24 protein-coding genes are annotated in these 24,885 nt (G+C 33.7%); 3 read left to right on the top strand and 21 right to left on the bottom strand.

The features are described 5' to 3' along the window. Positions 1–13 precede the first annotated feature (13 nt). Entirely contained in the window at positions 14–598 is a 585-nt protein-coding gene (locus SYO3AOP1_RS03140; protein ID WP_012459324.1) for an NAD(P)H-dependent oxidoreductase, read from the top strand. Between the two features lie 256 nt (positions 599–854). On the opposite strand, the gene dacB is transcribed toward SYO3AOP1_RS03140, so the two are convergent. Continuing rightward, positions 855–2,282, bottom strand: coding sequence for a D-alanyl-D-alanine carboxypeptidase/D-alanyl-D-alanine-endopeptidase (gene dacB / locus SYO3AOP1_RS03145; protein ID WP_012459325.1), 1,428 nt, complete (start codon positions 2,280–2,282; stop codon positions 855–857). A 250-nt stretch (positions 2,283–2,532) separates the two neighbouring features. Then, entirely contained in the window at positions 2,533–3,273 is a 741-nt protein-coding gene (locus SYO3AOP1_RS03150) for an aminotransferase class IV (protein ID WP_012459326.1), read from the bottom strand. 63 nt (positions 3,274–3,336) lie between these two features. Between SYO3AOP1_RS03150 and SYO3AOP1_RS03155 the strand changes: the two genes are divergently transcribed. Next, complete coding sequence (locus SYO3AOP1_RS03155) at positions 3,337–3,624, top strand: hypothetical protein (protein ID WP_012459327.1); 288 nt, start codon at positions 3,337–3,339, stop codon at positions 3,622–3,624. A gap of 12 nt (positions 3,625–3,636) precedes the next feature. Here the strand turns inward: SYO3AOP1_RS03155 and SYO3AOP1_RS03160 are convergent, their stop codons facing one another. The 4 genes from SYO3AOP1_RS03160 to SYO3AOP1_RS03175 are packed head-to-tail and all read right to left on the bottom strand — an operon-like array spanning position 3,637 to position 6,808. Next, the gene (locus SYO3AOP1_RS03160; protein WP_012459328.1) at positions 3,637–4,671 is read right to left on the bottom strand and encodes a thiamine pyrophosphate-dependent enzyme; all 1,035 of its coding nucleotides are present in this window, start codon (positions 4,669–4,671) and stop codon (positions 3,637–3,639) included. A gap of 2 nt (positions 4,672–4,673) precedes the next feature. Further along, positions 4,674–5,864 carry a thiamine pyrophosphate-binding protein gene (locus tag SYO3AOP1_RS03165; RefSeq protein ID WP_012459329.1) on the bottom strand — a complete coding sequence of 397 codons (1,191 nt, stop codon included), beginning with the start codon at positions 5,862–5,864 and terminating at the stop codon, positions 4,674–4,676. Positions 5,865–5,882: 18 nt separating this feature from the next. Continuing rightward, a complete protein-coding gene (locus SYO3AOP1_RS03170; protein ID WP_012459330.1) occupies positions 5,883–6,188 on the bottom strand; it encodes a 4Fe-4S binding protein in 306 nt (101 codons plus the stop codon). A gap of 23 nt (positions 6,189–6,211) precedes the next feature. Next, on the bottom strand, positions 6,212–6,808 hold the full coding sequence (locus tag SYO3AOP1_RS03175) for a 2-oxoacid:acceptor oxidoreductase family protein (protein ID WP_012459331.1): 597 nt from the start codon (positions 6,806–6,808) through the stop codon (positions 6,212–6,214). Between the two features lie 507 nt (positions 6,809–7,315). Here SYO3AOP1_RS03175 and SYO3AOP1_RS03180 point away from each other — a divergent pair. Beyond that, entirely contained in the window at positions 7,316–9,457 is a 2,142-nt protein-coding gene (locus tag SYO3AOP1_RS03180; protein ID WP_012459332.1) for a bifunctional (p)ppGpp synthetase/guanosine-3',5'-bis(diphosphate) 3'-pyrophosphohydrolase, read from the top strand. 47 nt (positions 9,458–9,504) lie between these two features. Here the strand turns inward: SYO3AOP1_RS03180 and SYO3AOP1_RS03185 are convergent, their stop codons facing one another. The 15 genes from SYO3AOP1_RS03185 to SYO3AOP1_RS03255 all read right to left on the bottom strand — a co-directional run bounded on the left by SYO3AOP1_RS03185 (position 9,505) and on the right by SYO3AOP1_RS03255 (position 24,625). Continuing rightward, on the bottom strand, positions 9,505–10,410 hold the full coding sequence (locus SYO3AOP1_RS03185; protein WP_012459333.1) for a 2-oxoacid:ferredoxin oxidoreductase subunit beta: 906 nt from the start codon (positions 10,408–10,410) through the stop codon (positions 9,505–9,507). A gap of 26 nt (positions 10,411–10,436) precedes the next feature. Then, positions 10,437–12,224 carry a 2-oxoacid:acceptor oxidoreductase subunit alpha gene (locus tag SYO3AOP1_RS03190; protein ID WP_012459334.1) on the bottom strand — a complete coding sequence of 596 codons (1,788 nt, stop codon included), beginning with the start codon at positions 12,222–12,224 and terminating at the stop codon, positions 10,437–10,439. Positions 12,225–12,427: 203 nt separating this feature from the next. Beyond that, complete coding sequence (gene sucD / locus SYO3AOP1_RS03195) at positions 12,428–13,309, bottom strand: succinate--CoA ligase subunit alpha (protein WP_012459335.1); 882 nt, start codon at positions 13,307–13,309, stop codon at positions 12,428–12,430. Between the two features lie 10 nt (positions 13,310–13,319). Beyond that, a complete protein-coding gene (sucC, locus tag SYO3AOP1_RS03200) occupies positions 13,320–14,489 on the bottom strand; it encodes an ADP-forming succinate--CoA ligase subunit beta (RefSeq protein WP_012459336.1) in 1,170 nt (389 codons plus the stop codon). 24 nt (positions 14,490–14,513) lie between these two features. Beyond that, positions 14,514–15,392 (bottom strand): hypothetical protein, encoded by an 879-nt coding sequence (locus SYO3AOP1_RS03205; RefSeq protein WP_012459337.1) that lies wholly within the window; start codon positions 15,390–15,392, stop codon positions 14,514–14,516. Between the two features lie 288 nt (positions 15,393–15,680). Further along, positions 15,681–16,244, bottom strand: coding sequence for a Fe-S-containing hydro-lyase (locus SYO3AOP1_RS03210; RefSeq protein WP_012459338.1), 564 nt, complete (start codon positions 16,242–16,244; stop codon positions 15,681–15,683). 10 nt (positions 16,245–16,254) lie between these two features. Continuing rightward, positions 16,255–17,100: a fumarate hydratase gene (locus SYO3AOP1_RS03215; RefSeq protein ID WP_012459339.1), complete on the bottom strand. Its 846-nt coding sequence runs from the start codon at positions 17,098–17,100 to the stop codon at positions 16,255–16,257. Positions 17,101–17,129: 29 nt separating this feature from the next. Next, positions 17,130–18,128 (bottom strand): malate dehydrogenase, encoded by a 999-nt coding sequence (locus SYO3AOP1_RS03220; protein WP_012459340.1) that lies wholly within the window; start codon positions 18,126–18,128, stop codon positions 17,130–17,132. 404 nt (positions 18,129–18,532) lie between these two features. Further along, on the bottom strand, positions 18,533–18,904 hold the full coding sequence (locus SYO3AOP1_RS03225; RefSeq protein WP_012459341.1) for a hypothetical protein: 372 nt from the start codon (positions 18,902–18,904) through the stop codon (positions 18,533–18,535). 1 nt (position 18,905) lies between these two features. Further along, positions 18,906–20,060 (bottom strand): SAM-dependent methyltransferase, encoded by a 1,155-nt coding sequence (locus SYO3AOP1_RS03230; RefSeq protein ID WP_012459342.1) that lies wholly within the window; start codon positions 20,058–20,060, stop codon positions 18,906–18,908. Next, a complete protein-coding gene (locus tag SYO3AOP1_RS03235; protein ID WP_012459343.1) occupies positions 20,061–20,753 on the bottom strand; it encodes an NADH-quinone oxidoreductase subunit I in 693 nt (230 codons plus the stop codon). Between the two features lie 12 nt (positions 20,754–20,765). Beyond that, positions 20,766–22,496, bottom strand: coding sequence for an NADH-quinone oxidoreductase subunit D (locus tag SYO3AOP1_RS03240; protein ID WP_012459344.1), 1,731 nt, complete (start codon positions 22,494–22,496; stop codon positions 20,766–20,768). Positions 22,497–22,838: 342 nt separating this feature from the next. Continuing rightward, positions 22,839–23,459, bottom strand: coding sequence for a hypothetical protein (locus SYO3AOP1_RS03245; RefSeq protein ID WP_012459345.1), 621 nt, complete (start codon positions 23,457–23,459; stop codon positions 22,839–22,841). Continuing rightward, positions 23,460–24,149 carry a DNA repair protein RadC gene (gene radC / locus SYO3AOP1_RS03250; protein ID WP_012459346.1) on the bottom strand — a complete coding sequence of 230 codons (690 nt, stop codon included), beginning with the start codon at positions 24,147–24,149 and terminating at the stop codon, positions 23,460–23,462. It abuts the gene before it with no gap. Then, on the bottom strand, positions 24,146–24,625 hold the full coding sequence (locus tag SYO3AOP1_RS03255; protein WP_012459347.1) for a BCAM0308 family protein: 480 nt from the start codon (positions 24,623–24,625) through the stop codon (positions 24,146–24,148). Before SYO3AOP1_RS03255 ends, radC begins: the two co-directional genes overlap by 4 nt. Positions 24,626–24,885: the final 260 nt, after the last annotated feature.

Consider the following 24,885-nt stretch of genomic DNA (forward strand, 5'->3'; position numbering starts at 1 on the left):
AAAGGAGTGAAAGATGAAAAACGCAGTTATACTATACGCACATCCAAATCCAAAAAGCTTTTCAAATGCTATAAAAGAAACAGCTTTTGATTTTTTATCAAAAAATGGTTTTAACGTGGAAGTGGTAGACCTTTACAGCATAAACTTTAATCCTATTCTATCTGCAAAAGATTTTGAAAACATTCAGCAAGGGACTGCTTCAGAAGATGTTAAAAAGCAACAAGAAATTATAAGCAAATCAGATTTGATTGTTTTAGTTTATCCTATTTGGTGGTATAACATGCCTGCAATCTTAAAAGGGTACATAGATAGAGTCTTCTCTTATGGTTTTGCTTATGTTATGGAAGGTGATGAGATAAAAGGTCTTTTGAAAGGTAAAAAAGTTGTTATTTTTGCAAACTTTGGTGGTAGTGAAGAAGAATATAAAAGAGATAATTTTGATAAATGTTTAAGTAAAACTTTTGAGGAGATTTTTAGATTTTGCGGGATTGATTTCATAAAAATAAAATTTTTCTACAGCGTTCCATATGTAGATGATAGTGTAAGAAAAGGTTATTTAGTGGAAGTAGAAAATACGTTAAAAGAAATGGTAGGTTAGTGAGAAATTCATATGTTTAAGAGTGTTCCAAAATTCTTGCAAGCTTCCTTTCCGTATCATCCTGAGGCTGTAAGCCGAAGGATCTCCTCTTTTAAAAAGGTGAGAAAGTGAGTAAGTGAATAAGTGAGAGGTAAGAAAAACAGGAGATTCTTCGTACGGCTGGAGAATGAGCAAAAAGTCAACCTTTCTTTGATGCTTGATAATCAAAAAACCTAAGACTAAATGGTCTTGATTAATTACTCTTAAAAAGCAAAATCTATCTAATTTTGTTATTTGTATTCAACTTACCAATTCCAACCATATGTGGATATTGAGCAAGGATGCTACAAATTTTTTCCTGAAGTTTATTAGCTATCTCCGTAGTTTTTAAATCATTAACTAAGATAGAGAAAACAAATACTTCGCCGTTGGAAGCCTTTACATAACCAGATAGATTCTTAACTTTTTTAATATAACCCGTTTTGGCTATTATTCTTCCTTTCAAAGATTGGTCATTTAATCTGTGTTTTAAAGTTCCATCTACTCCAGAGATTGCTAAAGATTCAAAAAAATCATAGAAATAAGGAGTTTTGTATATATAGTCTAAAACTTTAACTAAAGCTTCTGGAGTAGTGTAGTTATATTTTGATAGTCCACTTCCATCGTAAATTCGTATATTTTCAGTTGCTACATGCATTTTTCTTAATGTATCTATGATTGCTCTTGCTGATGCGTATGTACTTCCTACTCCATAAACTTCCTTACCTATCGTTCTAAAAATTTGCTCTGCATAAAAATTATTACTGTCCTTGTTTGCTTTTTTGATTAACTCTCTTAACGGTTTTGACTGGTGAATAACAAAATATTTGTATGATGCAGCCTTTCCTAAATACATTTTTCCTGAAACTTTAATTCCATTTTCATCTAAAATTTTTGATAGAACTGATAGAGTAAATATTGATGGATGATTAACCGGAATAGAAAATTCTAAATTTAAACTCCTTTTTGAAGAAACTTTACCTTCTAAAATTAATCTATTACCTTCAACTCTTAAAATTACATTTCCAGCTTTTTTTGAAAACTCTATATTATTTACGATTTGATAATAGTTATTTAAAGGATTCATAGAAACATAAACTTTACCGTTTTTTATATTAACCGAAATTCTTAAACAGTTTTCATTTACTGAAAGTCCGCTAAATCTTGCTGTAAAACAGTAGTTTAAATCATCTTCAGGCCACCCTTGACCTGTACCTTCTTCAGAAAAATATGAATTATCACCTATAAGATTTCCTTCAACTCTATTTATTCCATACTCTTTCAGTTTTTTAACCATATTTTCTAAATCCTGGACTGTTAGCGATGGGTCTCCGCCACCAATTAGATATAAATTTCCATACAATGTTCCATTTTTAACATTACCATTTGTGGCAAGGGTTGTTCTGTACTTAAAATCTGGGGATAAATTTGCTATTGCAGAGATAGTTGTTATAAGTTTTTGATTAGAAGCAGGAATAAATGGATTTCTATAATTGTACATATATGTAAAATCATCCTCAGAAAGAGATTTTATAAATATTCCAACCTTTGCATCATTTTCATTGTTTATATCCCTAATTATAGACTCAAATTGATACTTTAAAATTTCTGAAGAATATGCAGAAAAACTAAAAATCAATAATAAAAGAAAGATTATATATCTCAAGATTCTTAACTCCTCAATAAGTCTTATCTACAAATGTTTCGGTTTTGTATATTATTTCTTTAATAACCGGGTGAAAAACTCAATAAAAGTAGGAGATTCTTCGCTTCGCTCAGAATGACAAACAAAGTTACCCTTCCTATAATACTTATTAATCAACCTTTCGCTGTCATCCTGAGGACGTAAGTCCGAAGGATCTCCTCTTTAAATTCTATAAAAACCACTAATTTCTCACCTAAGGTATGTTTCGGTTTTATATATTAATTTCTTTAACTTTCATCAAACCATGCAAAGCATTACTGATAAATATTAGGTCTGCTTCTTTAATGTCTTTTAATGTGAATCTTCCTTCTACAACTATAAAACCTTGTGTTTTTGCTTCTTGTAGAATAACCTTTCTTGAAACACCATCTAAAACACCGTTATCAAGAGATGGAGTATATAAATACCTTCCTTTTATCCAATAAATAGTAGCTGAAGATGTTTCTGTAATAAAGTTATTTTCATTTAAAATAACACAATCGAAAAATCCATTTTCTTTTGCATATCTTTTTATCAGGATGTTTCTTAGATAGTTAGTAGATTTGATTTTTAAAAGTGGGTCTGAAGAATGGACTTTGTAAGGTGAAACTGTAAGTCTTATCTCTTCCTTTATTGGTTCATATGGCTTAGTAATGACTATAACATTTTTTCCATAAGGCTTTAATGGAAAATAAGAGTTTCCTTCCGATAATATAATTATTTTTACGTATAAATCTTTAACTTCTGATTTACTTACTGCATCTTCTATATAAAAAAGAAAATCTTCCTTTGTTATTTTAGGAATATTTAAAATCTCACAACCTTTATTTAGTCTTTCGAAGTGGTAGTCTATGTATTTTGGCAGTTTTTCTTTGTATCTAAAGGTTTCAAAAACCCCTTCTCCATACATAAGAGGTCTAATCAGATTTTTTTGCTCAAACTCTTTTCCGTTTATAAAGACTTTTTCCGCCATGTTGGTAACCTCAGAAATTTGAAATCTACAAATTGAGATATATTATATCAGAGGGTGATGGAAATGAGAAAAAGTGAAAAAGTTATCATCTTAGTAATCGTTTTAGCTATAATTTTTTCTGTTGGAACTGCAATCGTTATTAGAACTGTTCAAGAATTTACTGAAGGCTCAGACTTAGGACCTTTTGTCGTGGTAGTTTTTGCAAGATTGGCGACGCTATTGGGTTTTCTTTCAATCATTGTTGCTTTATTCTTAAGAGGAAGTTTTAAAGATGTTGAAAAACCAAAAACAGATTTACTTGAATTAGAAGAAAAAATTCAAAGGATTGAAAAAGAAAAAAGGGGGCAGTAACCCCCTCTTCGATTATTGACCTTCTTTATTGTCTTCAGGATTTGCGAAAAGTGCTTCGTAATCTATTCCTTCTTTCTCAGCAAGTGCTTTAGACATTTCTTCTAAAGCTAATAGATGGTTCCATTTATCATCTATTTCTTTTTGAATTCTTTCAACGATTTCTGGATATTTTAATACGTGTTTCCATCTTGGCTGAGCTGAGATATACTCTTCAATTGGTTTTGGTCTTTTTGGTTTAATGTTGACTTTCCAGTATTTACCATTGATTACTTCATACACTGGCCAGTATCTTGTTTCAACAGCAAGCTTTGCGAGTCTCATTGTATCTTCTGGAGCAAATCTCCAAGAAAGAGTACAAGGTTGAAGTGTGTTAATAAATTTTGGACCTTTAAAAGTTAAAGCTTTTTTAACTTTTCTTGTTAAATCTCTATAGATATGAGGAGATGCTTGAGCTACATAAGGTATACCATGTGCAGCCATAATCATAGTCAAGTCTTTTCTTGGCTCTTGCTTTCCTACTTTAGCAGAACCAACCGGAGTTGTTTTAGTATATGCACCAATAGGCGTTGCAGAAGATTTTTGGTATCCTGTGTTTTGATACCCTTCGTTGTTATAGCAAACGTAAAGGAAGTTATGACCTCTTTCTGCTGCTGCAGATAATGATTGGAATCCAATATCGTAAGTTCCACCATCACCACCAAATGCAACAAACTCTATATCTTCATCAATCAAACCTTTCTTTTTAAGAACTTTATAAGCAGCTTCTACACCGCCAATTACAGCCGCCGCAGACTGAAAGTTAACATGAATCCATGGCGTATTCCATGCTGTATATGGATATACTCCTGTTGTAACTTCAAGGCAACCTGTTGCAGTTGATACTACTACTGGCTTATCAATAGCTAATAACACTTCGTTAACAATTGGTGGAATACCACAGCCGATACACATTCTATGACCAGGAGCCAATGGATTATGAGAATGATATTTTTCCTCTCTTTCTTGAGCTAAATCTGCTAATACTTGAATGGTTACTTTTTTTGCCATGATTACGCCCTCGCTTGTAAGTATTCTACTAAATAATCTCTTGATTCAACGCCTTTTTCAAGTCTTTCAACTCTATCAAAGGCTTTCATAAATTCTTCTTCATGAATTTCTCTACCACCTAAACCATAAATAAAATTGTGGATTAATGGTCTATTTTGATTATGGAATACTGCAGATGCAATATCTTTAAACAATGGACCGCCAATTCCATCAAAAGAGTCTGCTCTATCAAATACAGCAACACCCTTAGCATTAGATAAAGCTCTTGCTACCTCTTTTACAGGGAATGGTCTGTATAATCTAATTTTAATAGCTCCAACCTTTCTACCTTGTGCTCTTAGTGCATTAACTGCATCTTTCAATGTACCAAAAGAAGAACCCATGGAAATTCCAATGTACTCTGCATCATCCGTCATATACTCTTCTATGAAATCATAATATTTTCCGCTGATGGATTCAAACTCTTGTGCAACTTCTCTGAAAATATCGTATACTTTTAAGAAATCTACGTGTTGTTGATATTTACATTCTGTGTAATAGTCTGGCTGTGCGGTTGCTCCATAAGTTACAGGTTTAGATACATCTAGCAATGGATAAGGGATTCTGTGGATGCCGGATGGTCCTACAAAATTTCTTACTGTTTCATCATCGAGGACTTCCACGTTCTCGATAGAGTGAGAAACTATATATCCATCATAGTTAACAATTACTGGGAACATTGTTTTTTCTGCGATTTTTACAGACATAATAAGATTGTGATATGCCTCTTGAGCATTTTCTGAGAAAATAGAAATCCAGCTTGTGTCTCTTGTTAGCATTGAATCCGCATGGTCGCAGTGGATAGATAAAGGAGCGGATAATGCTCTATTAACGTCAATTAAAACTATTGGTAATCTCATACCAGAAGCTATGTATAAGTTTTCAACCATATACGCAATACCCGGACCTGCCGAAGCTGTTATTACTCTTGCTCCGGCTGCTGCAGCACCGATACATGCAGCCATTGCTGAGTGTTCGCCTTCTACAGCAACCATATCTGTATCTACTTCACCATTTGCAACATATTCTGCAAAAAATCCCATTAATTCTGTTTGTGGAGATATTGGATAAACTGCAGCTACATCAAAGTTAATTTGCCTCATTGCTTCAGCTGCAGCCTGATTACCTGTTAACGCGATTACTTTTGTTGGCATGTTTATATCCTCCTATAATTACTCAAGCTCTTTTAACTTAATTTCCATTTCTGGAACCATTTCTAATGCGTCATAAGGACATTCAACGGCACAAATTCCGCATCCTTTACAATATATAAAATCTGTTTCAAATCTTTGCTCTCTATTAACGGGAATACTATCATCTGGACAAAAAATCCAGCAGATTAAACAGTTCGTGCATTTTTCTGTATTTAATACAGGTCTGAGCATTCTCCAAGAACCAGTATTATTAATCATACTTGACCCGGCTTCTGCGACTATAGAGCCTATCGGTATTTCAAACCATTTTTTTAATTCATACATAACAATTAACCTCCTGAAATTAATTAAGCTTTATAAACTTCCTCATATCCTCTTCTTAATGCTTTAAGATTTTGCTCAAGAACGTTTCTTAATTTAGAACTTGCACCAAATGCTTCAGTGATCTCTTGCTCTAAAGCTTCTAAGTCTACCAAACCTGTGGCTTTTGCTACAGCTCCTAAAACTGCAGTGTTTGGAATGTTTCTTCCGAACTCTTCCATCGCAATTTTTGAAGCGTCAACAATCCAAAGCTCGTTATTTGGTATACCGAGTATTTGTCTAACTTTTTCTGGTGGGAAATTTGTATTAACTATAAAAATTGTATTCTCATCTGTACCACTTACTATGATATCTCTTATAGTAAACATTAATGATGGGTCTGTTATAATTACTATTTCTGGACTGTCAACCGGTGCTCTGGTATTTATAGGATTATCTGATATTCTTGTTGAGACTTTAACTGGTGTTCCAGACCTTTCAAGACCAAACTCTGGCATTGCTTGACCATATTTACCTCTTATGATAGCAGCTGAAGCTAACATTTTTGCAGCGGTAACGGTACCTTGACCACCTCTTCCGTGCCATCTAATTTCTCTTACAGCTTTATCTGTTGCGGTTGTCATAGGAATTAACCTCCTAAAAATTTAAAATTTATTAAAACGATGTTATACTAATTTAACACTAAAAATCAAAAAAATCAAGTTATTTCTTAGATTTAATGAAAATCGAATATATTAAAAAAGTGAGTAGGTGAGTATGAGATTTCACATATAAATTTGTAAGTTCTAAACATTCAGCAAAAATCTAAGCTTTTTCACTAAATATAATGTATGAGACTGCTTACAAAAATCAGTATCGTCATTTCTGAAGCCGGCAAAGAATCTCTGATCTTTTTACCTCTCACTTATTTACTGTATGGGCAATTCATGAATTGCCTCTACTCACTTTCTGACTTTTTAAAAGAGGAGATCCTTCGGACTTACGTCCTCAGGATGACGAGGAACTTCCGAATGATGTCATTCTGAAGCCGTGCGAAGAATCTCATATTTTTATTGAATTCCCGACGTATAGATATATTATAATAAGAAGCGTAAATACATTGTAAAATAAATATTTTAAAAAGGAATGCAATGAAAACCTTAGATGCACCTGCAAAAGAGCTTTTAAATAAGATAGATTATCTAAAACCAGAAGAAAAACAAGAAATAGAAAATGCTATTGATTATGTCATTGAAAAGCATAAAGACCAGTATAGAAAATCTGGAGAACCTTATTATATTCACCCAATAGAAGCAGCAAAAACCATAGCAGATTTAAAATTAGATAAAACTTCTATAATTTCTACGCTTTTACATGATATTGTTGAAGACACGGATACTACCCTTGAAGAGATAGAAGAAAAATTTGGTAAAAAGGTTGCTGAAATTGTTGATGGTGTTACAAAAATCGGAAAGTATCAGTTTGAAAATTTAGAAGATGCAAAGTATGAAAATTTTAGAAAATTAATTATATCAACAGCAAAAGATATAAGAGTTATACTTGTTAAGCTTGCAGATAGACTTCATAATATGAAGACACTTCAGCATTTAAGAGAAGATAAACAAAAAAGAATCGCCAAAGAAACGCTTGAAATATATGCTCCAATAGCAAGCAGACTTGGTCTTTGGAATATAAAAAGAGAATTAGAAGACCTTGCGTTTATGTATCTATATCCAGAAGAGTATAAAAAAGTTGCTACATATTTTGCCCATTCAAAAGAAAAGTATGAAAAATATCTCACAGAAAAAGTAATACCGGTTCTTAAAGATGCTTTAAAGCAGCATGGAATAAAAGCAGAAATACAATACAGATATAAACACCTATACAGCATATATGAAAAAACATTAAGAAAAAACCTTAAATTAAGCGATGTTTATGATGTTTTTGGAGTTAGAGTTTTAGTTGAAGATGTAAAAGACTGTTATTTAGCCTTAGGGGTCGTTCATTCAATATGGACGCCTGTACCGGGTAAATTTAAAGATTATATCTCACTTCCAAAATCTAACTTTTATCAAGCACTTCATACAACTGCTGTAGGACCAGAAGGAAGATTTGTAGAGATACAGATAAAAACTTTCCAAATGCATAAAATAGCAGAAGAGGGAATAGCTGCTCACTGGATTTATAAAGGTGGAAAAGATTTAACAGAAAAAGATGCACAAACATTTGTTTGGCTTAAAAATCTGTTAGAAACATTAAAAGAAAATTCAAGTAGCGAAATAATAAACGATATTAGTAATGACCTAATACTTGATGAAATTTATGTATTTACACCAAAAGGCGATTTGATTAAACTTCCATCAGGTTCAACTCCAGTAGATTTTGCATATGCCATACATACAAAGGTTGGTCATAAAGCAGTTGGGGCTAAAGTAAATGGTAAATTAGTTCCACTTGATACAAAGCTAAAAAGTGGCGATGTTGTAGAAATTATCACAAAAGAAGGACATAATCCTTCAAGAGATTGGCTTAATTTTGTAGTCACATCTAAAGCAAAAACAAACATAAAGCAATATATAGCAAAGATTGAGAAAGAAAAGTCAATTAAGTTTGGAGAAAAGTTATTAGATAAATTTTTAAAGAAGATTAATAAAAAATTGAGCACATTAACAGAAGAAGAAAGAAATAGAATATTAAAAAAATATAATTATAAAACCTTCGAAGACTTTTTAGCTGCTCTTGGTGATGGAAAAATCTCACCTGCAAAAGTGATTAGACTTTTAAGGGAAGATAAAGAAGATACAGAAACAAAATCAGAAACCAAAAAAACAGCTTCGGATATTACGATAGAAGTTGATGGAATATCAAATATTTTGTCTCATTTATCAAAGTGCTGTATGCCAGTCCCGGGTGATGAAATTTATGGCATAGTTTCAAAAGGAAAGGGTATTGCTATTCATAGAAAAGAATGTCCTAATATAAAACCGGTTTTAGAATCAGAGCCTGAAAGAATCATCAATGTAGCTTGGGGTAAAAATATAAATCATCTATACAATTCTCAAATAAAAATATTTACTGAAGATAAGCCCGGAATGCTTGCAAATGTTTCTAATGCAGTAGCCAATGCAAAATCAAACATATCAAATGCTCGTGTTCAAACTTTAAAATCTGGTAAGGCAATCATAGATTTAACAATTCAAGTTAGAAATAAAGAGCATTTAAATGGAATTTTAAAATCTATAAAGAATACGCCAGGTGTGATCTCTGTTAGTAGAGTTTTGAAAAAGGGTTGAAAATCAAAAAATCAAGGCAGGCACGAAGACCTGCCTATATAGATATGTTATGGTCTGTATCTTTCTAAGATTTTATCCCAGTCTGGATTGTCAGTAGCACCAAACTTTTCTTTCAATGCAAGGACTTTGTCTTCAAAAGTAGGTTTTTCAATCTTTAAGAAGATACCAAGTGGAACTTTTGCATTAGGGTCATTATCGTGATCTAATGCATGGGATGCAAGCTCAACAGCCTTTGCGTAGTCTGATGGGTCATGACCTAAGTCTTTGTTAATATCTATAGTTCTTCCTTTGTAGTATTGGAATGTATCTATCTTGTTGTATGTTGGGCATGGAGATAATATGTTTACAAAAGAAAATCCTTTATGTTCTACAGCAGCTTTTAAGATTTCTGCTTCATGCTTTGGATTTCCTGAGTAGGTCTGAGCTACAAACGTTGCTCCACATGCAATTGCAAATGCTATTGTATTCATTGGCTCTTCAATGTTTCCATAAGGTGTTAAAGAACCCTTGTATCCAGTTCTTGAAGTTGGAGATTGTTGGTTTTTTGTTAATGCGTACATTCTATTATCCATACAAACAACAGTCAAATCAAAGTTTTTTCTCGCAGCGTGTGGAAAGTGTTCCATACCAATAGAGAATAAATCTCCATCACCAGCTGTTACAATTGCTGGAACTTCTGGCTTTGCAAGTCTCGCACCAACTGCAACAGGTATTGCCCTACCATGGCAAGTATGAACTCCAAAAGCATTCATCCATAAAGGTAATCTTGACGAACATCCAATTCCTGAAACGAGTGTTAAAGCTGTTGGGTCAAATTGTTCTTCGCTAAAAACCTTTGCAAGTCCACTAACAACTCCAAAGTCTCCACAACCAGGACACCATGTTGGCTCTATATTACTTCTATAATCCTTTGGTTCTAATTTTTCTTGTAATCTTACAAATCGGTATGACATTTCTACTTACCTCCTGTTAAAAATTTTTAAGCATTAACTTTGCTTCCTACTAACTCTTCAATTTTAGCTTCAATTTCTGCAGGTATAAATGGCTCTCCTCTGTAAACATTGAATTGAACTGGTCTTACATTTGTAAACATTCTAATAAATCTTGCAAATTGACCTGTATAGTTAGCTTCAGGTACAAGAGTAATATCAGACATGCTTGCAACTTTTTCAATAGCTTTAGCCGGAACAGGATACAAGAGTTTTGGATAAAGTGCAGCCACTTTATAACCTTTCTTTCTTAATCTTTGAACAGCTTCTTTTGTGATAGATGCTGTTAATCCCCATGCTATTACAGAGATATCAGCTTTTTCGCCCTCTTGTAAATCTCCAAGATCCCACTCTATAAGATGTTGGTTCTCATCTTCTATATTTTGAAGCTTTTTAAATCTTTTTTCCATCATTTTTACTCTAACGTCTGGTCTTGTTCTTGGGGATGAGTCTTCGCCGTGCTCTAATCCAGTTGCTGCATATGGCTTTGGAGATACACCCGGAGCAAGCATTGGTGCAATTCCAGTTTCTGTAACTTTGTATCTTAAGATTTCATTTGGATCAACGTTCATATCTTTTGTAATCAATGGTCTGTTGATTAATTTTGATTGAATTTCTTTAATGTTTGGTGTTGGAATTGCTTCTGCTCTTAAAGATAATGATGCATCGGTTAAGAATAATACAGGGCATTGATATCTTTCCGCAAGGTTGAAAGCTTCAACTGTTAGATAGAAGTTTTCTTCAACGTTTGTAGGTGCTATGACGATTCTTTGACCATCACCATGACCACCTATTGCGGCTGCGTATAAATCTGCTTGGTCGTGTTTTGTTGGCATACCGGTTGATGGTCCACCTCTTTGAACATCTACGATAACAGCTGGAATTTCTGCCATTGATGCAAGACCTATTAGCTCTTGCATTAAAGATACACCGGGCCCAGATGTTGCAGTCATTGCTTTTACGCCTGAGAAAGACGCACCAATTACTATAGCCATCGAAGAAATTTCATCTTCAGCTTGGTACACATAACCGTTTGCTTTTAAGATTATTTCTGATAAATAGTTACCAACTGTTGTTGCTGGTGTAATTGGATATGCAGCAAAAACTTTACAGCCAGCTACTGCTGCACCAAGAGCTATTGCTTCGTTACCTTCAAGGATGATAACATCTTTTCTTGGCATTCTTTCTGGCAATCTGTAAGGGTCTATCTTTTTGATATTATTTTTGACCCAGTTAATACCAGCGTCTAAAGCTTTAAAGTTTAGGTCTACTACATCTTGTCCTTTTTTAGAGAATTTAGAAACGATTTGCTCTTTATAAACATCTATTGGAATATTAAACAATTCAGATGCTGCACCAAGAGCTACCATATTTTTTGTAATGTATGCACCAACTTCTTCTTTTGCAAGCTTAGACATAGGAACAGCATAAGCTATAACGCCTTGTTTTTCTAACCAGTCAAATTCTGGTTCAAAATCTCCACCTTCTGGTCCGTCCCAAACGAGAACCGTTCCGGGTTTTAAAAGTGGTTTATTTACTTCATAAGCTTCACCGTTGAATGCAAAAAGTATTTGAAATCCATCACCTTGAGATAAGATTTTTTCATCAGACATTCTAACTTGAGAGAGTGCATAACCACCTTTAATTTCTGCCGGAAAGCTTTTAAAAGTAACAACTTCAAGACCTAAGTACGTTGCCGCTCTCATTGTAAAATCACCAGCAGAGATGACACCTTCTCCACCTTCACCTGCAAACTTAATTGTTAAATCAAAAGCCATCGCTAAATCCTCCTACTTGAGTTTTATAACCTTATTCAAATTTTAAAAAAATATAACATTGTTTTATTTTCTTGTCAAGAATTTTATAACGCTGTTTTATTTTTTTAACTGACAATCATCACAAAATTATTAATTTTCATAATCTTAAACTTATTTTTATATAAAAAGTGATCCCTCGGCTTTACAGCCTCGGGATGAATTTATTAATTTCCTTTTAGAATTTTCTCTACAGTCTCTCCAATTATTGATGGGTTTTTAACCGTTATTGCTCCTGCAGATTCTAAAGCTTTGTATTTTTCTGCTGCTGTTCCCTTTCCACCGGAAATAATAGCTCCGGCATGTCCCATTCTTTTTCCTGGTGGTGCTGTTACCCCTGCTATATATGCAACAACCGGTTTTTTAACATAAGATTTTATGAATTCTGCAGCCTCTTCTTCTGCTGTTCCACCGATTTCACCAATCATAACGATTGCCTCAGTTTCTGGGTCATCTTGAAACCATTTTAAAACATCGGCAAAAACTGTTCCCGGAATTGGGTCTCCACCAATACCTACAGCCGTTGATTGACCAATTCCTCTTGTTGTAAGCTGATATGCCGCTTCGTATGTTAATGTTCCACTTCTTGAAACTATTCCAACGTTGCCTTTTTTAAAGATATGACCAGGCATAATTCCAATTTTTGCCTCTCCCGGTGTGATTACGCCCGGACAGTTTGGTCCTATTAAAACTGTGTCCGGATAGTATTTTTTGATGTACTGTTTTACAGGTAGCATATCATTAACCGGGATACCCTCTGTAATACAGATTACTGTTTTTATTCCTGCATCCACTGCTTCTAAAATTGCATCTGCTGCAAATGGCGGTGGAACGAAGATTAGTGAACAGTCTGCCCCAGCTTCTTTAACTGCTTCATTTACAGTATCAAATACAGGTATTCCTTCTACATTTTCACCTTTTTTACCGGGAGTAACTCCACCTACAACCTGTGTTCCGTATGCTTTACATTGTGTAGCATGAAAGCTTCCTTCTCTTCCGGTTATTCCTTGAACAATTACTTTTGTATTTTTATTTACTAATACGCTCATCTTAACCTCCTTACTGTTGTTTATTTGCTGCTTCTACTGCTTTTAATGCACCTTCCCACATTGTATCAGCAGTAATTAATGGCAATCCTGATTCTTGAAGCATCTTTTTACCAAGTTCTACGTTTGTTCCTTCCATTCTAACGATTACAGGAACGTTTATAGATACTTCTTTTGCAGCAGTGATAATACCCTCTGCAAGTCTATCACATCTTAAAATACCACCAAAAATATTTATAAATATTGCTTTTACGTTAGGGTCTGAGAGGATTATTTTAAATGCGTTTGCTATTTGGGTTGCGTTTGCAGAACCACCCACATCTAAGAAGTTTGCAGGTTCTCCACCAGCAAGCTTGATTGTGTCCATAGTTGACATTGCAAGGCCTGCACCGTTAACCATACATGCAATATTTCCATCTAATTTTATGTAGTTTAAGTTGAATTTTTTAGCTTCTACTTCTAACGGCGAAATTTGAGTCGGGTCGTCCATTTCCATAATTTCTGGATGTCTAAACAATCCGTTATCATCAAACTCTATTTTTGCATCAAGAATAACAATATTTCCATCTTTTGTTAAAACTAATGGATTTATTTCAACCATTGAAGCATCTAACTCTATATAAATCTTATAAAGAGTTGTAAAAATTGATGCAGCTTTGTTTAATAGATTTTTTGGAAGACCAAGTTTTAAAGCAAGCTCTCTTGCATGATAGCTTCTTAATCCTATGAATGGTTCTATTGTTTGGGTAATAATTGCCTCCGGATTTGTTGCTGCTACTTCTTCTATTTCCATACCACCAGCAGCAGAAACCATGATAATTGGCTTAGATTTACTTCTGTCAAGTGTAATAGCCACATAGAACTCTTTGTCTATTGCTGTAGCTTCTTCTATATATAATCTGCTAACCGGTAAACCCTCCGGTCCTGTTTGGAATGTAGCAAGCTTTTTACCAAGTAACTCTGATGCTATTTGTTGAACCTCTTCTATAGATTTTGCAAGTTTAACACCACCGGCTTTTCCTCTACCGCCTGCGTGAATTTGGGCTTTCACAACAACCGGCCATGTTCCAAGCTCTTCTGCTGCTTCAACAGCCTCTTTAACATCAAAAGCCGGATAACCTCTTGGTACCGGTAGACCATACTTTCTAAAAATCTCTTTTGCCTGATGTTCATGGACTTTCATCTACGTCAACCTCCTTGTATTGATTTAGTCAAAGTCATATGAGTAGTAAATCTTTACTCCTTTTTCTTCTGCATATCTATCTACTTGTGGCAATGTTTGATAAGTAATCATTATAGGTATAATCTTCTCAGCAAAAAAACCTTTAATCATTTCAATCGTTTTCAAAAACTTATCTACATCTGTCTTTTTAAGCTGACTTTTACCTTCGCCTATGATTACAACCTGTTTATCTTTCTGTCTTCCTTTTCCAAAAATATTAACTTCAATAAACTTTTCTTTGCCTAACTCTAAGTAAGTTCTTATAAGTTTTCCTTCTATATCTATATCAAAGTCTTTTTTCAATAGTTTTGGTAGAGATTTATAAGCTCTATCCTCTAATGTGTATCCAACAGTATGGGCCAGTCCGCCAACTTCTTTTCTTGTTAGTTTTATACCTTCTTCAACTTTAACGAGTCTTTCTTCCAACTTCTTTTGATTTTCTGTAAGTTCTTTTACTGATGCTGTTAACTGTTCAACCCTTTCAGTAAGCTTATTTAATCTTTCTTCTGTTTGTCTTTGAGCTTCTACAAGTTGATTAACCCTTTCTGTGAGCTGGTCTAATCTTTCGGTTAACTGTTCAATCCTTCCAGTAAGTTTATTTAATTCTTCCTCTGTCTGCCTTTGTGTCTCAACTAACTGCTGAAATTTTTCTTCTAACTTCTTTTGATTCTCTGTAAGCTCTTTTACTGACGTTGTTAAATCTTTTACTGATATAGTAAGCTTTTCAACCTCTGTTTTTAGCTCTACAAAGTCTTCTCTTTTTACAGTTTCGCCCAAAAACTTTACAAGTTTTATAATTGCATTTTTTGTTTTTGGGTCCAGCTCTTCCAAAACTTCAAGAAAATCTATCGGTATAACCTGCATTCCACCTTTTCCTCAATGGTCTTAATTAATAAAAGCTAAGCTAAAAATTCTATATATCAATGATTTTTAAAATTCTTAATATTAAAAAAATACGTCGAGTGAGAAATTTAATAAAAGAGGAGATTCTTCGCCGGCTGCAGAATGACAAATAAGGTTACCTTTCTCTGATGCTTATCATTCAACCTTTCTATGTCATCCCGAGGACCTTAGTCCCAAGGATTCCTTCATCTAAATTTTATAAAAATCCCTAATTTCTCACCCCTACATATTCAATATTTATAATTGAACTTAAATCACTAATTTTCTATATTTCTTTTGACCTTCTTCAAAAACATCTCCACCATATATATCATTAGCAACAATTACAGGAAAATTCTCAAAATATAGCTTTCTGATTGCCTCCGGCCCTAAATCTTCGTATGCTACCATTTCTACCTTTGTAATATGTTTAGATAAAAGCGCTGCCGTTCCACCGTAAGCAGCAAAGTATACTGCTTTATATTTCTTTAAAGCCTCTTTTACTTCCTGACCTCTCCATCCTTTACCTATGGTTCCTTTTAGTCCAAGCTCAAGAAGTTTTGGAGTGTATTTGTCCATTCTGTAAGCTGTTGTAGGTCCTGCCGAACCTATTGCTTGACCCGGTTTTGCCGGTGTAGGTCCAACGTAATAAATGACCTGACCTTTTACGTCAAAAGGCAATTTTCCAGTTTTTTCATACTCTTCAAGCATTCTTTTATGTGCTGCATCTCTTGCTGTATAGACCCAACCGTTTATTAAGACTTTATCTCCGGCTCTTAAATTTTCTATAACTTCATCTGTTAAAGGTGTTGTGATTATTTTAGCTTCTACCATAGTCAAACTCCTATATTTCTATCTCTTTATGTCTTGCTGCATGACATTGGATATTAACAGCAACTGGCAAAGAAGCAATATGGCAAGGTGCGATTTCAATTTTTACATCCACAACCGTTGTTGTTCCACCAAATCCAAGTGGTCCAACCCCAAGCTGGTTTGCAAGTTCTATAAGCTCTTCTTCTAATTTTGCTATTCTTGGGTCTGGATGACGTTCTCCAATATGTCTAAAAAGAGATTTTTTAGCCAACACTGCAGAATAATCGAAAGTTCCACCTATGCCAACGCCTACTGTAAAGGGTGGACACGCGTTTGGACCTGCGTTAGCTATAGATTGAAGAATAAATTTTTTAACTCCTTCTAATCCATCTGCCGGCTTTAACATAGCTTGTTTACTTTGATTTTCAGACCCGCCACCTTTTGCAGCAAATTTGATTTTTATTTTATCTCCTGGCACAATGTCAAAGTATATCAAAGCTGGAGTATTATCTCCCGTGTTTTTTCTGTCAAAAATTGGGTCGTAAGCCAAAGATGCTCTTAAGTATCCTTCTTTTGTAGCTCTTCTAACACCTTCATTTATAGCTTCTCTCAAACTTCCGCCAACAATCTTAACATCTTGACCAACTTCCACAAAAAATACAGGATAGCCAGTATCTTGACAATAAGCTACTTGCTCTTTTTCTGCCACTTCTGCATTCTTTAAAATTTCATCTAATATTTCTCTTCCAAGTGGAGATTCTTCTTTTTCTTTTGCTATTTTTATTGCTTGAATAAAATCCTCCGGAAGCTTGTATTCACTATCCATTACAAGATTTTTAACTTTATCTATGATTTCATTAACGTGTATTTCTCTCAAAGGTTTCTACCTCCAATATAAACAAAAGCTTATATTAATTTTAACTCTTTTATTCTCTCAATTCCTGATTTTACAGATTTAACTGAAGATTCCCACATTGCTTTTTCTTCTTGGCTTAACTCTACTTTTAGTACTTCCTCCCATCCATGGGCACCAACTTTAACCGGTAAACCAATACAAATATCGTAAGCTTCATAGAATCTTGCATCCTCTCCTTCTAAATAAATAGAACATGGCATAATCTCTTTTTTATCTTTTAAGATTGCTTCTACCATTTCAACGACAGAAGCTCCGGGTGCATGGTAGGCAGAGGTTCCCATTAAGTTAACAATCTCCCCTCCCCCGTATTTTGTTCTATCTATAAGCTCTTTCAGCTTTTCTTCTGTAAATAATTTCTTAAGAGGAATTCCTCCAACGTTTGAAACAGAAATTAAAGGAACCATATCATCTCCATGACTACCAAGGACAAAGCAGTTTATATTTGATACAGAGACCTTAAGTTCTTGAGATATGAAAGTTTTAAATCTTGCCGTGTCAAGAACTCCGGCCATTCCTAAAACTCTATGCTTGTTAAAACCTGTGATTTTTAACGTTGTATAGGTTAAAACGTCAACCGGATTAGAAACCACTATAACAACGGCGTTTGGTGCATACAATGCTATTCTTTCTGCTACTGTTCTTATGATGTTAACGTTTGCTGTAAGTAAATCATCTCTGCTCATTCCCGGTCTTCTTGGAAATCCGGCTGTTATTACAACTATATCTGAATCTTTCATTGGTTCATAACCTTGACCATCCGGAGTGACATTGTACCCTTTTATATCAACATCAACCCCAAGAGCTGCAGCCATTTGTTTAATATCAAGAGCTTTTCCTTTTACAACTTCAAAAGTTTTATCTTCTGTTTTTTTGGGCAGGTCAAAAAGTTTTATATTTGCTAATTCTTTGATTGCTATCAAATTTGCTACATGCTCCCCAACATTCCCCGCTCCCACTATGGAAACAGTTGGTCTTTTATACTCTCCCATTTTAAAGCCTCCTTGAGCAAAAATTTGTATAATTAGGATATAACGACATTTGAATTTTGTCAATCAAACGGTGTTTGATTTTTTTAAAATCAAAGAAATTATTATTTTTATTTAAGAGTTATATGGGACTGTTCTAAAATCTTTGTAAACCGTTGAACGTATATGTTCTGAAGATTTAGTCCGAGGAGAGTTTTTACTTTTGATTTTTTGAAAAGAAAATCAGGAGATTCTTCGCTTACGCTCAGAATGACGCTGTAGAGAAAAGGCGAAAGGTCTTCACGCGGCTTCGGAACCGACGATCTGTTAATTAATTTTTAGATTTAGCTAAAATTTAAAGCACCCTGTAGCATTATAAAGTTCGTAGGTGAGCAGCTCTGTTGCTGTGATTAAATGAGTTTTTTATTCTACCCCTGTTTTATATTAAGGTAAGTCAAAGCTATTCCGGCTAAAACAAGAATTGGCAAGCCTATGATGATGGTTACTACAATGGATAAAATACTTGCAATAGCTGACTTTTTAAAGTCTTCTTTGAATAAAATTTTACCAAGATAAATCTGTATAAAAATAAGTAGTGTAAACATCAAAATAAGCGAGTAATGAGATAAATATTTTTCAGACAGAAGCTTAAAAGAGCCTGCTATCGTATAGCTTATTAGCACAACTAAAAAAGACAAAAAGAAAGAAGTATTTTTATAGACAGCAAGCTTTGAAGAATACCAGTAAGAAAAGGTAGCAATCAATAAAAATGAAAAACCAACTATAAAATTATAAAGCATTTTACACCTCTATTTTGTACCTATCGCTTTCGTACGGAAGGTTTTTAAGTCCAGCAATGTCTGGATTTTGTATATTTTTTGATTGAATCAAAATTTTAAACTTTTCTCCCATTCCCTTTGGTAGGATTAAGGTTTTTAATCTGTTTAATCTCTCGTAAGATTTGTAATCTCCTTTTTCTTGTAGTTCTTGAAAAATATCCATCAAACCAAGACTAATTAAAAAGTGTGCTTGGTCTGTAAAGCCTACAAAATCAAGCTTAGATTTTTTACCATAGTAAACCAGCGCAGAGAAATTAACATGAGATGTTATATCTTGAAGACCAACATTTTGATAAAAGTTTTCGTTGTATGTGTGTTTATAATAACAAAGAAGCGTTCCCCTCATTCTGTATGGTTTATAGAGTTCTTTTGATGGATAGCCATAATCTATTGTAAAGACAAAGCCTTTTTCTAATTTATTTCCGATTTCTTGTATTAAATCCTTAGCATACAGATTTATTTCTGTTGTCATTCCTTCCGGAATATCAATGTTTAAATCTTTTAAATACTGTAAAATATCCTTCTGTGGCTCTTTTAAAACTTCTTTTATGTCATCACCTTCCAATGTTATATAAACTTCAAATATTTTGCCACCTATTTTCCTGATTAAGTGAACAGGTAATGCATCAAAAAGCTCGTTTGAGTATATGATGCCATTGATATTGTCAATTTCTGTTAAATCTTCATAGAAAGATACATTATCAAAATCTTTTAAAAGCTTTTTCTGATAGTCTCTGTGGTATGGAGATTTTTCAACTGAGATGAATTCTAAAGTTTTATACAAATTTGGATAGTTATTTTTTATGTAAGATAAAACATCATAAGCAAGAAGCCCTTTTCCAGAACCTAACTCAGCTATCTGAAATTTTTGATTTTTAAAGTAATTTTCATAGATCTCATTAAACTGTTTTGCAAGAAGATTTCCAAAGGCAGGGTCTAACTCGCTTGATGTATAAAAGTCTCCAAGTCCTCCGATTTTTTCCTTTTCTGATGTGTAATATCCAAGATTTGGATAATAAAGAGCCATCTCCATAAAATCTTTAAAGGAGATAGCCCCTTCCTGCTGAATTTTTTGTTTAATTATATTAATTAACTCTTCTTTTCCGGTTAATTGCATTTAAGCTGTTTGATCTTGGTAGTTAGGACCAAGTCTTGGCATGTTAAAGTCCCAAAGTTTTTCTCTTGTTTTATCGTATTCTGGCCATAACTTTTGGTCTTTTCTCCATTCTGATTTTTCATTAAACTTTTCTTTTCCTCTTCTTGCAACAAAATCATTTGCTATTTGAGTAAGCTTATCTTTATCTAAAACCCAGCTTTTTCTTGTGTAAGATGAAAGGTCGTATATATCTGTCATGATGATACAATCGGTCGGGCATGCTTGGGTACATAAACCGCAAAATGTACATTTAGATAAATCCATGTTAAAAACTGTCATTACTTTTAATCCATAATGTGGATGGTCTTCTGGAACATCAAGCTTTTCTGATTGGATATCAAAAAGCTCCGGTACTGGACAAGCTGCCTGACAAAACTTACAAGCAATACATCTTGTTTCTCCAGGTTCTGGCGGCTTAATCTTCAATCTTTTCACCCAACTATCAAATTCAGGATTTTCCGTTCCATCTACTGTTCTAAGTCCGTGAATTCCTCTAAATCTTGGTGGTGGAGTAACCACTTCGTAAGGAAAGTCAACAGTTATTACCTTTTTCCAAAGATGCTTTATTGTAGTTTTTAATCCTTTTATAAAATCTAAGAAAAATATTTTTTCTACAAGGGTTTGTGGTTTTGCTCCTACTTTTTTAATTCCCATGTTTAAAACCTCCTATCTGTCCGTTTCTCCAACAACTGGGTCTATGGTTGAAAGTAAAGTAATTGCATCTGCAATCGGTCTTCCAATGATTGCTTTTGTAAATACTTGTAGATTATAAAATGCACCGGATCTAATTCTCATTCTGTGAGCTTTTAATCCATCTTTTTTATTGTAGATATAAAATCCAAGCTCACCTCTTGGGTTATCTGATGATGCGTAAGTTTCACCAGCTGGAAGTTTCATTCCTCTACCATCTATTGTTACTTTTAACTTTTTCTCATCCGGTGTTTGGAAGAAGTACGGGTCATCTTTAGACATTTTTCTAAGTTTAGCTATACACTGCTCTATTATTCTTATGCTTTGTCTCATCTCTTCCATTCTTACTAAGTATCTATCGTAAGAATCACCTTTTTCTCCAACAGGAATATCAAACTCAACTTCTCCATAGGCATCATACTTATCTATTTTTCTAACATCATAAGGGACGCCAGAACCTCTTGCTACTGCTCCGGTTAAACCATACTGATATACATCTTCTTCTGTAATAACACATACATCTTTATTTCTTGAGAGCCAAACTCTGTTTCTTGTTAAGAGTGTTTCGTAATCATTAATTCTTTGTGGAAGGTCTTTTATAAGATGTTCGATAGCATCTAAAGCTCCATAAGGTAAATCTGCAAATACTCCACCAATTCTAAAGTAATTTATTGTAAACCTTGCTCCGGTAATTCCTTCTATAATATCCATTATTTTTTCTCTTTCTCTAAATGTATATAAGAACATTGTCAAAGCACCAAGGTCAAGGGCATAGGTTCCAAGCCAGAGAAGATGACTATTGATTCTTGAAAGTTCTGCCATCATAGTTCTAATCCATTTTGCCTTTTCTGGCACTTCTATTCCAAGCATTTTTTCTGCTGCTAAAACATAAGCATGGTTTTCATTTATTGCTGCGATATAGTCCATTCTGTCTGTGTAAGGTATAAACTGCTGCCAGTTGACATTTTCGCCAAGCTTTTCAACACCTCTATGAAGCTGACCGATGATAATATCACATTGTTTTACATATTCACCGTCTAAGTCAAATAAAAACCAAATTGTACCGTGTGTTCCCGGGTGAAGCGGTCCCCAGTTTAACACTATTTGAGATGTTTTTACCGGCATTCTTTTTTTCTGTGTTATTTCTAAATCTTCCATTGTTGGAAGGGCTGTATGCATTCTATCGTAATTAAATAAACCTTCTAAATTTTCTCCTCTCAAAGTTTCGTTTAGAGATGGCAGCTCAGTGTCTTTTATACCTTCAAGCGGAAAGTCTTTTCTGAGTGGATGGTATGGATAGGTCTCCCATAGCAACATTCTGACTAAATTTTCATGACCTTCAAACTTTATACCAAACATATCCCAAGCTTCTCTTTCAGCCCATTTTGCACCTTTCCAAAGGTTTGTAAGTGTTGGAAGCGTTTCGTTTTCCGCCCATGTTTTGACGATTATTCTTTCTTGATTTTTTGGAGAAAATAGAATAACTACTCCTTGAAATCTTGGGTTTTCTTTTTCTCCATGGTCTATTATCGTAAGGTCTATAAACATTTTGAATTGATATTCCGGATCTTCTTTTAAGAATGTTAGAAATTCTATGAATTTATCTTTTGGCACTTCTACAGATAAAACACCCTTTCCCTCTGAAACCTTTGGATATCCAAACCTTTCTTCCAACTTTTTAGCTTTTTCTAAGCTTATCCATGCCATACCTTTCTGCCTCTCAAAAAATTTTTAAAACAGTGTTATAAAATCTTAACCTGTTTTTTGAAAATTATCAAGTATTATTAGGATATCACAACTGCTTTTAAAATGTGGTCTGATTTGTGTTTAGATTTTATAATTCTGATTGAATCAAGAAGTATTATGTTGAGGCTGCTTGTAAAAATCTACACTGTCATTCTGTAGCCGGCGAAGAATCTTATGTTTTTTCTTTTCAAGTCAAAAAAATCAAAAAAGAGATCCTTCGGACTTTGTCCTCAGGATGACAAGGAAAGGCAAATTTACAAAAATTTTTACAGCACCCTCAGTATTACGTTTCACTTACAAATATTATTTAATCCTTTTTAGAGTTATATTTACTTTTCCTTCAATTTCTATAAGATACGGTACATCTTCATTTTTATTTATATATATTGTAATCCTTTTTGTTTTGCTATTTTGTGGCTCAAATATGTAAATATATTCTGATGCTGTATCTTGCTTTGATATTTTTACAGGCGCATCGTTGATTTTTATTTTCATATTTAAAATATCATCTTCTTTTAATCTGCTTTTAAAAAACTGGGATATTATTGGTAACCAAGGTTTTTTTTCATATATTTCTTGGTTTTCATATATTTTTTCTCTTTCTTTTTCTTTCTCATAAAGAGCTTTGTAATCATTTTGTTCTAAATAAACAAAGTCATAATTGTACAGGAATCTTAATGATGGGTAAGTTTGCCCCCTTGCTTCAATTCTGTTGTCTTTTTTAATAAAGTAAACTTCACCGACTCCTATCCCCAATGCATACACTTTATATATAGCTGTATAATCTTCTTCCTTTTTTGTTTTACCTTCGTATGCTACAACATAAAAAGGCTCTGTTCTAACTATTTCTTCATCGGATTTAGAAGATTTAAATCCAGTTAAAATTATTGAGATTGTTAGTATTGTGATTAAGATTTCGCTCATTTAAATCAAGCCTGCTTTTGCAAAGCTGTAAAAATCTTTTTTACCAACTATTATATGGTCAAGTAAATCAAAGCCAAGCTCATTGGCAAGTGTTTGAAGCTTTTTAGTAAACTCAATATCTTCTTGCGATGGAGTTGGGTCATTGTTTGGATGGTTATGGCTTATTATAATTCCATTACAATTATGCTTTATTGCATAGTATAAAATGTCTCTTGGTAGTACTCTAACTACGTTTAAAGAGCCTTTCGCTATAACTTCTTGAGCTATTAGATGGTTAGAGCTGTTTAAGTATAAAGCTACCATATGCTCTTGGGTCTCTTTTGATAAAAATTTTAAATAATTAAAAGCATCGGATACGGAAGTGATTTTTATTTTTTCAGCGTGGTCGTCCATTCTCTTTGCAATTTCTATGATTGCAAGAATTTGTAAAGCTTTTGCCTCACCAATGCCTTTTATTTTTTTCAAATCATCTAAGGTTATATCTTTTAGGTCTTTAAAGCTTTTTCCATTGAGTATTTTTTGGGCGAGTCCTATAACATTTATTCCTTTTGTTCCACTGCCAAGAGATATTGCTAAAAGCTCTTCATCAGAAAGGAAAGAAAAACCCCCTTTAAGGGCTTTCTCCCTTGGAAGCATATCTTTTGGAAGTTCTTTTATACGTTTTTTATAGATGAGCCTATCTTGTTTCATTCTTCTCTTTGCCAGTAAACCCTTACATACTTTTTGCCTTCTGGATAGCTTAGCTTTAAATCTCCTTTATGTGCTCTATGGATAGCTTCGCCTATTCTTCTTGCAAGATGTTCATATGTTGTTTTAATTACAATTTCATCATCTTGTTCTTCTATAGAAATAATTCTTTCTAATGGTCTGTATTTCATTTCCTCTTCTTCTACATTTTTGATTTGATTAAAAATTTCTTCTTTATGTTTTTTTAAATAAGGAGTTATTTTTAAATAAACTACTCCACCTTCGTATTTATCCTCAATTCTTTTACATGCAGGACAAATGAATTTTTCTGCGTTTGCAGGCGGTGGATTTATCCATTCAAAAATTCCATCATGGAAAACGACGCCGCATCTTTCACATACAGATGGGTCATGATATTTTTCCTTTGTAAAGTATGGGTCATGAATGTACTCTTGAATTAGCTTGTCCATTCTTTTCATGATCTTTCTCCTTAGCTTTTTATTTAATATAATAATATTTTATGCACACGTCGGGTGAGAAATTCAATAAAAGTAGGAGATTATTCTTCGGCTGCAGGATGACAAATAAAGCCACCCTTTCACTGATGCTTATCAATCAACCTAACCTTTAGCTGTCATCCTGAGGACGTAAGCCCGAAGGATCTCCTTTTAAATTCTATAAAAATCACTGATTTTTCACATAAGGTATACAATCTGCTTAATTTTACCATATATTAAAT

This window comes from Sulfurihydrogenibium sp. YO3AOP1, from assembly GCF_000020325.1.
GTDB lineage: Bacteria > Aquificota > Aquificia > Aquificales > Hydrogenothermaceae > Sulfurihydrogenibium.